Raw genomic sequence first — 13390 nt, forward strand, 5'->3', positions numbered from 1 at the left:
CAACCTGATGCTCTTGCCGACCTGATCCCCGTGGCCCAGCTGCCCGCACCGGACGTCGCCGTGTATACCAACACGCAGATCGCCCGCGAACTCGTACTGAGCGCCAAGACCATCGAAGCCCATTTGACCCGGATATTCGCCAAGATGCAGAATGATCACCGACGAAGCCAAGCGGAGGTCAGAGTGACGGCGAGGTCGCCGCGAGTCCGGTTGGACCACGACGGCGATGGCGTCGCCGTGGTGACCTTCGATTCGCCGCCGGACAATCTGTACGACGAGGTGATGCACGATCAATTGAGCAGTGTGATCGCAGATTTTCAGGCGGTTCCGCCGCGGGCCGTTCTTTTCCGCGCCGAAGGCAGAATGGTCAGTGCCGGGGTTGACGTGAATTTTTTTCACACGTCCCCGCCGCGCACACTTGTCCAGCAGTTGGTGGCGGTCACCAGTGCCGTGGAATCGTTGCCGTGCCCGACGGTATTCGCCGCTCACGGTCTATGCCTGACGTGGGCGTTCGAACTCGCGCTGGGCTGTGACCTGATCCTCGCGTCCGATCGCGCCAGCTTCGGCCTCGTCGAGCGAGTGATCGGCCTGACCCCGATTATGGGCGGCACGCAACGGCTGGCCGAGCGAGCGGGGATCGGCCGTGCCAAACAGATGGTGCTCACCGGTGACCTGTTCAGCGCAAGGACGCTCGAGCGCTGGAACGTGGTGAACCAGGTACTGTCCAGTTCGTCGTTCGACCAGCAGGTACGCCGGATCGTCAGTTCGATGGCCGAAGGCCCGCCGCGTGCTCACGCCGCGACCAAGCAAGTGCTCGCCCGATATCGCGTAGCAGGGGTCGCCGGGGCGGACGAAGATCTGCCGTCGATAGCCGCCGCCCTGTTCGACACGCACGATTTCCAGGACGCGGTCCGGTCTTTCCTGCGGCATGGGCCTGGCCATGCCGTGTTCACCGGTGATTGATTGTCAGCAGCGCACACGCGACGATCCCGTCGCGCTCCACCGAAGTGATCAGAACCGTGCCGGGTACGGTGAGCGCCGAGCCGATCTGGAACAAGGCCGACACGGCACCCGTGTCACCGAGGCGGTCCACTGTGGACAGCGGGCTGATTCGGCTGTCGCCGAGCAGTGCGCGCAGGCAGTCCCGTTCCTGTTCCGGATGATGGCCCGCGGACGGCTCGATTCGCGTGATCTCTGCCGGCCGGACGTCAGCGCGGGCCAACATGTCGGTCACGCACCCGGCCAACGCGCCACGGATGTCCCCGTCGCGGCAGACACGGGACTCCACTGCCACAACTCGTGCCAGCGGTGGCAACGCCTCGTCTTGACACACCATCAACATCACAGCTCCTTCGCCGTGGGGCTGCCGGCTGTCTCCTTCCCTGTTGCTGGCCAGCCATGACCTTGCGTCCGTACGGGCCTCGGCGGCACCGCACACCATCTGCCGGGCGCGACCCGCGGCGAGCACCCGGCGTGCATAAGCGAGGGCGCTGAGGCCGGCGACCTGGCCGGTGGCCACGGTCGCGTTGGGTCCTTTGAGGCCGTACCAGATGGCACACTGGGCGGCAGTGCGGTTCATCACCACGTTCGGGAACTGTCCTGGATTGACGTGAAAGGGCCTGGCACCCGTCAGGGACGCCCGCGTGAAATCGACCATGTCGGGCACACTGCCCAACGTCGTGCCGAGCACCACGCCGGTCGTGTCCGCCGGTGTGGTTTCCAGTTCCCGCAAGGCGACCAGGGCGAGGCCGGTGGCCCGGTCCATCGACCGCGTGTTCTTCTTGCCCAGCGCGGCTCGTGGGTCGAAATCTGGCACACCGCGGTCATCGGGTGTCCGCCCGTGGCGGATGCCATCGGCGAATGCCGCACGGCCGATGCCGAACTGCGAGACCGCGGACCACCCGGTGATCACGATTCCTGTGCGCGGCTCACCCATCGAACCTCCCCAGGATGACGCTGGCATTGGTGCCACCGAAGGCGAGGCCGTTGTTCTGGACGACCCGCAGCGCGGCCGGCCGGGACTTGTTGGGCACGCAGTCCACCGGACAGCGCGGGTCGGTGTTCGCGTGGTTGATCGTCGGCGGGATGAACCCGTGCCGAACCGCTGCGGCACAAGCGATCGAAGCCAGCGCGCTGGCCGCTCCCATGGTGTGCCCGAGCATCGACTTCACCGAGATCGTCGGCGGCGGGGCGGGACCGTAGACCTCCCGGATCGCGGCGACCTCAGTGATGTCGTTGGATTCTGTCCCGGTTCCGTGCGCGGAGATCATGTCGACCTCATCCGGTCTGAGACGAGCGTCGTCCAGTGCGAGTCGAAGGCACTGGGCCACACCGGCCTGATCGGGCGCGACCGGGTGGAAGGCGTCGCAATTCGCGCCGTACCCCAACACTTCGGCGTAGATCCGTGCGCCACGAGCGGTCGCCGACGGAAGGCTCTCCAACACCAGGACACCCGCGCCTTCACCAGTCAGGATGCCTTTCCGGTCGCGGTCGAACGGACGGCAACAGTCCGGGGCTATCGTGCCGAGCCGGTAGAAACCCGCGAAGATCTTCCGGCACATCGCGTCGGCGCCGCCACAGAGCGCGTAGTCGACATCACCAGCGCGCACGGCGTCAAGCGCATAACCGATGGCGTAGTTGCCTGCCGAGCAGGCGGTCGCGAGGGTAATAGGCTCTACAGTGGACAGCTCAAGCTCGTCCGAGATCGCTGTGGACAACCGCACCGCCGACACCCGTTTCGCGACGACCGGATCGATGTCAATTCCCGCGACGTCGGCGCCGACGAGGGTGTCAAGATCGAACGACTCGCCGTCCGCCGAGCCGATCGAGATGAGGCCTGGTCTGGTGGTTTCGCGTAAACCCGCCTCCTGCATGGCCATCCTCGCGGCTGCGACGACGAAGCGAGCAGCACGCCCGAGTTCCGCGATGTCGCACTGCTTGATCCACTGCTCCGGCTCGAAGCCGGTCACCTCACAGCCGTTGGCGTAGTCGAACCCGGACGTGTCGAACAGCGAGATAGGCCGTACGCCACTGCGTCCCGCACGCAGGCTGTCGGTGAATTCGGCCATGCCGATGCCGATACTGGACACAACACCGCACCCCGTGATGACGACCCGGTTCATCGCCCGGTCGCGATCCGGTAGTCCACTGGCGCTGCCCGCGCGGGTTCCCGCCTCGCGAGCGCGGCTTCGATGGCAGGCGCCAGGCGCTCGGTCTTCCGGCGCTCGGCCGGTTCGTGCCTCTCGTGGAACTCGGGCATCACCTCCTGGGCGAACAGTTCGAGGGACGCACAGATGTGCTCGTGCCGGATCCGGCCGGTCTGTGCGATGAGCAGGATCTGGTCGACCCCGGCAGCCTCGTACTGCCGGAGGTTGCGGCGGATCCGTTCGGGTGAGCCGACGGCCGCGTACGCGCCGCCAAGGCTCATGTCGTCGAGCCCGGCCCTGGCCGCGCGGGACTGGTCGATGGCGAATTCCTCCCACAGTGCCGTGCGTCCAGGCCGTGGCCGGCCGTGATTGAAGTAGTACGCCAACGATCGGGCGAAAAAGTAGTGGCTGTCCAGGCTTTGCTCGATCGCCGTCGGCTCGTCCTTGTGACACATCAAGTACGCGGTGACCGCGACCTGCGGATTGACCGAGAATCCCGCCGGGACGCACTCCGGCGAGCCGATGACGTCGTAATACGCCGCCACCCACTGCGCGGCCTGGTCGGGTTCGGTGAAGGCGAACGTCAACGCGCCCAGCCCGTTGCGGGCGGCAGCCAGCATCGCCTCCCTGCGATTGCAGGACGTCCACAGTGGAGGGTGAGGTCGCTGCAGCGGTTTGGGGATGACGTTGCGCGGTGGCATGGACACGTGCCGCCCGGAGTATCCCGCGAACGGATCCTCCACGAACATCCGCGTCACGGCGTCGAGCGCCTCGGCCCACTGCTCGTGTTTCGTCTCCCGGTGCACACCGAAGCCGCCGAGCTCTGCCTCGGTCGCGCCCGTGCCGGTGCCGAACTCGACCCGTCCGCCGGACAGCAGATCGAGCGTGGCGATCCGCTCGGCCACTCGCGCCGGGTGGTTGACGGCCGGTGGCAGCGCCATGATCCCGTGCCCGAGCCGGATGTCACGGGTGCGCTGGCTGACCGCGCCGAGGAAGACCTCCGGCGCCGACGAGTGGCTGTACTCCTCCAGGAAATGGTGCTCGACCAGCCATACGTAGTCGAAGCCGAGCCGGTCGGCCAGCTCAACCTGGGCCAGTGCCTCGGTGAAGAGTCGGTGCTCGGCACCGGGCTGCCACGGTCTCGGCAGTTGCAGTTCCTGGAACAGGCCGAATCTCATCCTGGGAATCCCGGTGTCTCGGCGAGTACGGACCGCACCCCGGCCAGGTTGACCATCCGGCTCAGGTTGGCCTGGTCGATCACGATGTCGAACTCGTGCTCCAGCAAGGAGACGATCTCGATCGACCGCAGCGAGTCGGCGTCGTGGTCCTCCACGAACCGGCTCGACTCGGTGATCTCGTCCTCGTCGATCTCCAGGACGTGACAGACGATCTCGGTGATCCTGCTCTGCGGTGGGCTCATCGGTCGGTCCAATCTCTCAGCCAGGCGTCGATGACCGGACCGATCTCCCGCAGCGGTCCGGGATCCATCAGCTGGTGGTGGGCGCAGTCGACATCGTGATAACGGATGGCCCCATCGACGTGGGGATTCCAGTTCGCGGCCGCTCGGCCACGGTCAGGCCGGTCTTCGGTGGCGACGAAGTACAGCATCCGGCCGTCGTGACGGCCTGGGGTGAACCGGCGCATCAGCTTGATGTTGTGCCGGTAGACAGCGGCGATGTTGGTCAGGTGCAGTTCGTTGAACGGCACGTACTTCGCGCACAGCATGTCCGAGACCTCCGCGATCGGAATTGGTGGTGGCGGCAGGTCTTCTCGCTGGTAACCGGCGTTGAGCAGGAGCCGTACGAACACATCCTGCTCGCTCGGCAACGTGTCACCGGTGAGGCGTGACGCGGTGTCGAGCAATGTCAACGACGCGGCAGGATGGCCAGAGCGTCGCATTTGGATGGCGATCTCGTGCGCCACCGCGCCGCCGAAGGACCAACCAAGCAAGTGATACGGCCCGTCGCCCGCGCAGTCCCGGATTTGGGCGGCGTAACCCGCGGCCATGTCCTGGATGCTGCTGGGCAGCACAGGCGTGCCGTTGATGCCGGACACCTGCAGGCCGTGGATCGAGACGTCCGGCTCGATATGGGCGGCGAGCTTCGCGTACGCCCAGCTGAATCCGCCCGCCGGATGCACACAGAACAGCGCCGGGCCGGCGTCCGCCGGACGCAACGGAATGAGCCCCTCGAACCCGTCACGTTCACCGGTGTCATTGAGCCGATCGGCAAGCTCGGCCGGGGTCGGCGATTCGAACAGAGTGCGGATCGACAGCTGCGCACCCAGGGCGGCGCGCACCTGGCCGATCAACCGCGTCGCGGACATGGAATGCCCGCCGAGCTCGAAGAAACTCTCGTCGGCGGCGACATGGTCCACCGCCAGGGTCTCGGCGAACAGTCTGCATATCACGGCCGCCTGCCGAGTCGCGGGGTGGCTGCGCCCGGTACTCGTCACGCGAACTGGCGTCGGCAGACTGGCCCGGTCTACTTTTCCATTGGGTGTCAACGGAAGCGAATCCATCACTACGATCGCTGACGGCATCATGTAGTCGGGTAGCTGATCGCGCAGGTCTTTGCGCAGGGCGGCTGCGTCCAACGAGCCGGTGGCACTGACTACGTACGCGGCCAGCTGGGTTTCTCCATCATCCCGTGCGACGACAGCGGCGGTGGCCACGTCGGGATGCCGTGCGACGACGTTCTCCACCTCGCGGGGCTCCACCCGGAAACCGCGGATCTTGACCTGGTCGTCTGCCCGGCGGACGAACTCCAAGTCACCCTCGGGCCGCCACCGCACGATGTCGCCGGTGCGGTACATCCGTTCGCCCGGATTGCCGAACGGGTTCGGTACGAAGCGGGCGGCGGTCTGAGCCGGCCGGTTGAGGTATCCACGGGCAAGTTGCGCGCCTCCCACGTACAACTCGCCGGATCCGCCAGGGGGCACCGGTCTGAGCCAGGAATCCAGGACGTACAGCTGGACATTCCACACTGGACGGCCGATCGGGGCCACCGCGGGCCATCGACCGACGTCGGCGGGCAACGTCGCGGTCGACACAGCATGGGTTTCCGCAGGGCCGTACACGTTGTGCACGCGTCGCCCCTGGGCGGCCTGGCCCCAGGCGGTCAGGTCGGCGGACAACCGGAACTGCTCGCCGCCTTGCCATATCTCGTCCAGCTCGACGCCGGTGGTCAGGAGTGCGTCGATCACCGGTGTGGGCGCGAACAACTCAGTGACCTCGTTGTGCTTGATCCACGCCGCCAGCCGGGGAAAGTCGTAGCGGACGTCGTCGGTGGGCACTACGAGCGTGCGGCCGGTCAACAGTGCGTGCAGGATCTCCTGGATGGAGAAGTCGAACGCGACCGAAAGGAACTGAGCGGTTCGCGTCCCCGCCGCGGCCGGATACGTGGCGATGTGCCATTGCATCAGGTTGACCAGCGCACTCATCGGCATGACCACACCCTTTGGGGTGCCGGTCGAGCCGGACGTGTACACCACGTAGGCCGGGCCGTGCAGGTTCCTGGGGAGAACTTCCGAAGACTCCAGCTCTGGTATCGAGTCGGTCAGCACCACGACAGGTTGTGCGTCTTGGAGGATCGATCGGACGCGGTCGACCGGCGAGTTCGCCTCGATCGCCAGGAACGCGGCACCAGATTTCAGGATGGCGAGCAGCGCGACGATCAGCTCCGTGGACCGTGCCATCGCGACCGCGACAATCCGCTCAGGTCCGGCACCACGGGCGACGAGCGCGTGCGCCACTCTGGTCGACCGGGCGTCGAGCTCCTGGTAGGTCAGCGCTGTGTTCTCGAACAGAACGGCTGTGGCGGACGGTGTTCTGGCGACTTGGGCGGAGAACAAGTCCACCATAGTCACCGTGTTGTATTCGACGAGCAGTCTGTGGCGTTCGTCGGGCTTGAGAACGTCGACCTGCGCCACACGTTGGCTGGGATCGTGGACGAACTGGCGCAACAGCCTGGTCAATTGGTCGATGATCCGTTCGGCGAAGTGACGTTCGACGACATCCGGCCGGTAGTGCAGCCGCAGACTCAGTTGGCCGCCGGGGAACACGGTGACGGTGAGGGGATAGTGCGTGGCGCTGTCGACCTCCACGCTGAGTGTGTCGATGGGCAAGGCCGCTGGGATGTTCTCGGTGACCACCAATGTGTCGAACATCGGTGCCATACCGGTGATTCGCTGTATCTCGGCCAGCCCGAGGTGCTGGTGTGGCAGCAGATCGGACTGTTGTTCCTGTATCCGGGTCAGTAGGTCGGTCCACGATTCGGCGGGGTCAAGGGTGACGCGCACCGGGATGGTGTTGATCAGTGGACCGAGTATGGTTTCGACACCTGGGATCTCCGCAGGACGGATGGCGACTGTTGTGCCGAAGACTATGTCCTCTTGTCCTGACAAGGCACTCAGCAGAAGTGCCCAGCAGCCGTGCACGACCGTGTTGAGCGTGAGGCCGAAACGTCGTGCGCACGCGGTGATCTCATCGGTCAGATCCACCTTTGTGCAGTCAGGAAACACGCCGGCTGGACTGGCTGGGGCGAGCAAGGTCGGCTGGCGCAAACCGGCCATTGTCTTTCGCCATGCCTCTGTTGCCTCGCCCGCATTCTGGCGCGACAGCCATCCCAGGTAGTCGGCGTAACTCGCGGCAGGAGGGGCGAGTTCCCCCTTGTAGCGGGTGAAGATCTCGTTGAGCAGCACTGGAATCGACCAGCCGTCCAGCAGGATGTGGTGGCACGTCAGCACCAGCCGGGATCGGTCGGTCAGATGGCGGAGACCGCATCGGATCAACGGTGGGCGGGCGAGTTCGAACGCCGTCGTCAGGTCGTTTCCGGCTGTGTCGTCTTCGTGCCACGGCAGTTCCGGCTCGTCGGTGGGGACCATGCCGACCGGGCCTTGTGCTGTGTGGACGAACTTCATCCGCAGCTGTGGATGTGCTTGCAGGACGTCGACGATGGCCTTCCTGAGCCTTGTGCCGTCCAGCCGCGTGTCAACGTCGACGCTTACTTGGATGCGGTAGACATCCTCGTACAGCGTGTGGAACAGAATACCTTCCTGCAACGGCGTCAACGGCACTGTGTCCGGCAGCTTGTCCGCGGTCGGCGGGTCCGGTGCCTGCCGTGCCACTGCGGCAAGAGACTCCACGGTCTTGTGCTGGAATATCTCTTGTGGACTGATGGCCAGCCCTTCGGCCAGGCATCGCGCGGACACCTGGATCGCCATTATGCTGTCGCCGCCCAGTTCGAAGAAGTTGTCCGTCGCGCCGACATGGTCGATGCCCAGGACGTTGGCGAACAGTGCGGCCAGCGTGATTTCGCGACTGCCGAGAGGCTCTCGTGATGCGGCGACGGGGGATTGGGCCACCGGTGGCAAGGCGGCGCGGTCGAGTTTCCCGCTGCTGGTTCTCGGAAGGACGTCGAGTGCCTGGAACGCGGCGGGTATCAGGTAGTCGGGCACCTGAGCGGCCAATTTGGCGCGGAGAGAATCCACGTCGCCGACCACGTAGGCGACCAGCCGGCCATCCCGTACGGCCGCTGCGGCGTCGCGGATTCCGGGCACCGATCGAAGCAGAGCCTCGACTTCGCCCAGTTCCACGCGATGGCCACGAATCTTGACCTGGTTGTCCGAACGTCCGACGAACTCGAGGTGCCCATCCGATAATCTCCGCACACGGTCCCCGGTTCGGTACATCCGGGCACCAGGACGGCTGCTGAACGGATCGGCGACGAAGCGGTGTGCCGTAAGCGCTGCGTCGTTCAGATAGCCACGCGCCAATCCCGCGCCGCCGACGTACAGTTCTCCCGTTACGGACACCGGAACTGGCTGCAGTGCTTGATCCAGAACGTACAGCGTTGTGTGGGGTATGGGTGTGCCGATCGGAACGACCTGCGGAGGTGCTGGGAGAAACGCGTGGGTCACACGATCAGAGCACTCGGCCGGACCGTAACCGTTGACTAACGGTACATCTGGGTGGCGTTCGAACCAACGCGCGCACAGCTCGGCGGACAGTTCCTCACCCGTGACGATAAGATGCCGCAGCTTTCCGGTGTTGATACGGGTGCCACTCAGTTCTTCCGCATCCAATGCGGCGCGTAGCAGCGACGGAACCATCTCAGCCACAGTCACGCCATCGGCCGCGATACGTTCGAACAGTGCGTACGGATCAGCGGCCACAGCACGACTGACCGCACGCACTTGGCCACCGGCGACGAGAGGCGCGAGCATCTGCCACACCGAGATGTCGAACGTCGGGGGAGCGTTGTGCAGCACGATGTCTGATGAGTCGAGGCCCAATTCGCCGATCTTGGCGAGGATGTGGTTGAGCATGCCGCCATGACGGACCATGACGCCCTTCGGGCGGCCGGTGGAGCCGGAAGTGAAAACCACGTATGCCAGGTGTTCCGCTGACACCGGCATGCGTCTTGTGGTTTCCCCGACGTCGTTCTCGCCGTTTTCTGCGTCCAGTACGAGCAGCTGGGCCCCGCTCTCCCGCAATATCGTCGCATTGCGGGCGTACGGTGCGGCTGGATCGAGTGCTACGTAAGCCCGGCCGGACGCGAGAACCCCGATGACCGCGGCGATGAAGTCCGCGCCGGGTTCCGCCAGAATCGCCACCAGATCGCCGGCGGGCCGAATGTCCCTCGCCCGACCCAAGAGTTCGCCGTAGGTGACTTGTCTGTCGTCTTCGATGACTGCGACCCTGTCCGGGGGTATCGCTTGAATCCGCTCGATGATTCCGGCTGTGTGGCCCGGCTGATTGTCATTGCCGATGACGACCGGGTCGCTGAGGCGCAACGCGGCCAAGGGCTGATCCGGCTGCAACGAGCCGAATTCCTGAAGAAGCCGGACGAATCGACGCTGATGACCGGCGAGTTCGGCGGCGTCATAGAGGTTCGGGTTGGCATCGAAATACAGTCGTACCGTGTCGTTGTGCTCGTGGACTGTGATCTGGAGGTCGTTGACGATGCCGTTGGACAGCACTTCGACAGTCGCGGTGCAGGACCCGAAGTTCAGGCCGGGCAAGGGTGGGAGAACGTTCACCGACGGGCCGAGTGGGCGAAGATCGTCGGCGGGGATACCGATGAGCCGGCGTACTTCGCTGCCAGGGATCAGTTGGTTGGCGACGGCGTCGGCGATTTGCAGGGCCGACGCCTTGAGTAACTCGCTGCGAGTCATGCTCGGCTGGACGGACAAGTGCAGCGGCAACAGGTTCGCCCGCGCTCCTGGAATCGCCTTGGCGACTTTGCCGGTACGGCCGGTGACCGGGAACGTCAGCGGTGTGTCACGGGTTCCGGCCAGCCGATGGGTGTATGTGGCGGTCGCGGCCACCCAGACCGCAGGCCACGCGACCCTGGCCTGCCAAGCCACTGTTCGGAGGAGTTCCACGAGGTCGGCCGGCACCACCACCGAAGTGCGAAGGCGATTGCCGGTGGAGCGAGTGCTCCGAGTTGACAGGCTGACTGGGCTGAGTGGCTCATCGAACCGGCCCTGCCAGAAGCGTCTTTCCCGTGCCATGCGCTCGGTGTCTTCACGCAGGAGGTCCAGTAACGGCGGGAAAGAAGGCGGGCCGCAGGGTTGACCGGCGGACAACGCGGTGTAGATGTCGGCGAGTCGTGGATAGTAAAGCCGCCAGCTGAAGCCGTCCCACACGATGTGGTGGATTTGTTCGTGCAGAAAGGCATGATCGTCGGCCAGTCGGAGCAACGTGAAGCGGAACAGGGGATAGTCGTCCAGTGCGAAAGGCCGTGCCAGCTCACTGCGCATCCACTCTTGAGCCGCCTGATCCGGATTGTCGTCGGCCCGCAGGTCGATGACGTCGAGGTGTAAGTCGCTCGGAGGCCTGACCACCTGCCGTGGTTCGACCGGATCATCCACAATGGACACCCGAAGAGTGTCCGTGCCCGCTACGGCAAGTCGCAGGGCCTCCCTAAGGGTGCCGGAATCCAATTGACCCTTGATGTCCACGTAGTTGGCGAGGTTGAGCGCGGGGCTGTCCGGATCCAGCCGCGTCGCGGACCAGATCTCACGTTGTATGCCGGAAAGCGGTAAGAACGGCAGCATCGAGTCGGTCATGGCGATCCCCCTGCCCCTGATCGCGATCAATCTCCACCCAGGTTGGCAATTAGACTGTCACAGGCATCCCCGTGTCAACAGCCAGAAGACGTGAAACCATTTCACGTCCAAGTCGTTGACCCCGTTCCAGTGCGATCCTGTCCATAAAGGACGTATGGAGTTGCTGCGTCGGCGCCTTCGAAGGCGGCGAGGAAGACTTCGCCGCCGAGCAGGAGCCGCGTTCGGTGTCGGTTTTCGCCGAGTGCCCGGAGAAGTGGCCTCCGGACACTCGCTTGCACGAGATCAGCTCGTCTCGACGGGCAGTGATCGGTCGAGCACATCGTCCACAGTGGCCAGACCGGCTGTTGACACCACGGGCGGCAGTGTGATTTAAGAGTCAGGTTCAAGTATCTCGTTCTGTGAGATCGTCCAGCGGAGCGCGTTCCAGAAGCTCGGGCTGAGTCACGTGGTCCCTCAACTCAGTTGCGGGACCACATCGGTGATCAGCTGCTCCAGTTGCTCATGCTCGTCGAACATCGGGTTGAGCACGATGGTCTCCGCGCCTGCGTCGGTGACCTCGCGTAGTCCGCGGACCACGTCGTCGGCGGTACCGAAGACGGCGACCGAGGTTATGTCACCGCGGTTGTAGAAGGACTCCAGTACCTCGCTGACGCGGGTGCGGGCCCGATCGACGTTGTCGTCGAGGGCGACGTAGACCCGCTTGGCGAACTTGAAGTCGGGGCGGCCGAACTCGGCCATGGCCTCGCGGGCGATCTTGACCAGCTCCACGAACCGGGCCGTGGTCGCGGATCCGGCGCCGATGAAGCCGTCGCCCAGCTTGACCGCGCGGCGCACCGCGTTCGGGTGGTTGGCGCCGAACAAAATGGGCGGGTGCGGGCGCTGCACCGGCTTCGGCTCCATCTGCGCGTCTTCGAGTTGCCAGAACTTGCCGTCGAAGGTGACCGACGGCTCGGTCCACAACCGCTTCATCAGCTCAAGGCCCTCGGTGAAGCGGGTGACCAGGTGCTCTGGGCTGGAGTCGAAGGCCGCGAACGGCTGGTTCTGGCCACCGATCCCCACGCCGACGTCGATCCGGCCGCCGCTGAGCTGGTCCAGTGAGGAAATGCTCTTGGCCAGGTGCACCGGGTTGCGTAGTGGCGTCACGAACACCGCGCAGCCCAGCCGGATCCGCTCGGTGCAGGCCGCGGCGTAGGCGAGCAGTTCAAGCGGGCTGATCACCGGCTTGCTGCCGATCGCCCTGCTGCCCAGAATCTGTTCCTGTGTCCACGCGCTGTCGAAACCCAGGTCCTCGACGCGGTGAAGGAAGCGACGCACCTCATGCGGGTCGGTCGCGAACTGCGGAATGGCGACAGCGAAGCGCATACTTTCACCTCTCGAGAAGTTGTCTGACTTTGCGAACCAATGTATGCCGCCATTGCCGCAACCCGGCCCGGTGATACTCAGAGCCCAGGGGGCAGGTTGGCCTGCATGGCCGTGATGTCTCCGGCGAGTGCGGTGCGGGTGGCTTTGGTCCATTCGTCGACGAGGACTTCGTTTTCGTCTGCCTGAAGCGCTCGCATGGTCGCTTCGGCCACCGTCGCGGGTGCCATTTTCTCCACCTTCAGCCTCTTGGTGGCGTCGGTGTCGACGTAGCCGAAGTGCACGCCGAGTACATGGGTTCCCTGGCTGCGCATGGAAATGCGGTGCGCGTTGGTCAGACTCCACTGTGCGGCTTTGGCTGCGGCGTACCCAGGTGCGTCTGCTATAGCCCACCAGGATGCGGCCGAGAGTACGTTGACTATGGCTCCACCGCCGTTCTCTTTCAGGATGGGAGCGAACGCACGTGTCACCGCCCATGTGCCGAAGAAGTGCGTTTCCATGATTGCCCGGGCGTCTTCCAATGATCCGTCGAACCGCACTCCGCCGATTCCCGCGTTGTTGACCAAGATGGTGACGTCGGTGGCCACCTCGGCGGCGGCATCGATGGTCTTCTGGTCAGTCACGTCGAGGCGCAGGGGAGTCAACCACGGGTCTGTGATGGTGTTCGGAGTGCGCACGGCCGCGTAAACCTTCTTGGCGCCGAACCGCACCAATGCGTCCGCCATGGCCTTGCCGATCCCTCGGTTCGCGCCGGTGACGAATCCCACCGCACCTTCGATCCGCATTACATGTCCTTCTGGTCTGGTTGCCTT

General features: G+C 64.9%; 8 protein-coding genes. 1 reads left to right on the forward strand and 7 read right to left on the reverse strand.

Going from position 1 to position 13390, the window contains the following annotated elements:
• Positions 1-30 precede the first annotated feature (30 nt).
• Positions 31-963 (forward strand): enoyl-CoA hydratase-related protein, encoded by a 933-nt coding sequence (locus tag B9C43_RS37705; RefSeq protein ID WP_160096965.1) that lies wholly within the window; start codon positions 31-33, stop codon positions 961-963.
• On the opposite strand, the gene B9C43_RS37710 is transcribed toward B9C43_RS37705, so the two are convergent.
• The 7 genes from B9C43_RS37710 to B9C43_RS37740 all read right to left on the reverse strand — a co-directional run bounded on the left by B9C43_RS37710 (position 950) and on the right by B9C43_RS37740 (position 13363).
• Positions 950-1936 (reverse strand): beta-ketoacyl synthase N-terminal-like domain-containing protein, encoded by a 987-nt coding sequence (locus B9C43_RS37710; protein WP_084431691.1) that lies wholly within the window; start codon positions 1934-1936, stop codon positions 950-952. The two genes, B9C43_RS37705 and B9C43_RS37710, sit on opposite strands and share 14 nt — an antisense overlap.
• Positions 1929-3122: a beta-ketoacyl-[acyl-carrier-protein] synthase family protein gene (locus B9C43_RS37715; RefSeq protein ID WP_084431693.1), complete on the reverse strand. Its 1194-nt coding sequence runs from the start codon at positions 3120-3122 to the stop codon at positions 1929-1931. Before B9C43_RS37715 ends, B9C43_RS37710 begins: the two co-directional genes overlap by 8 nt.
• Positions 3119-4324 carry an LLM class flavin-dependent oxidoreductase gene (locus B9C43_RS37720; protein WP_084431695.1) on the reverse strand — a complete coding sequence of 402 codons (1206 nt, stop codon included), beginning with the start codon at positions 4322-4324 and terminating at the stop codon, positions 3119-3121. Before B9C43_RS37720 ends, B9C43_RS37715 begins: the two co-directional genes overlap by 4 nt.
• Positions 4321-4566 (reverse strand): phosphopantetheine-binding protein, encoded by a 246-nt coding sequence (locus tag B9C43_RS37725; RefSeq protein WP_084431697.1) that lies wholly within the window; start codon positions 4564-4566, stop codon positions 4321-4323. The genes B9C43_RS37720 and B9C43_RS37725 overlap by 4 nt, the downstream gene beginning before the upstream one ends.
• Positions 4563-11219, reverse strand: coding sequence for an amino acid adenylation domain-containing protein (locus B9C43_RS37730; protein WP_084431698.1), 6657 nt, complete (start codon positions 11217-11219; stop codon positions 4563-4565). The genes B9C43_RS37725 and B9C43_RS37730 overlap by 4 nt, the downstream gene beginning before the upstream one ends.
• Positions 11220-11672: 453 nt before the next feature.
• Positions 11673-12581, reverse strand: a complete 909-nt coding sequence (locus B9C43_RS37735) for an LLM class flavin-dependent oxidoreductase (protein WP_235039078.1) — start codon at positions 12579-12581, stop codon at positions 11673-11675.
• A gap of 77 nt (positions 12582-12658) precedes the next feature.
• The gene (locus B9C43_RS37740; protein ID WP_084431700.1) at positions 12659-13363 is read right to left on the reverse strand and encodes an SDR family oxidoreductase; all 705 of its coding nucleotides are present in this window, start codon (positions 13361-13363) and stop codon (positions 12659-12661) included.
• Between the last annotated feature and the right edge of the window lie 27 nt (positions 13364-13390).

It is taken from the genome of Kibdelosporangium aridum (assembly GCF_900176515.1).
GTDB lineage: Bacteria > Actinomycetota > Actinomycetes > Mycobacteriales > Pseudonocardiaceae > Kibdelosporangium > Kibdelosporangium aridum.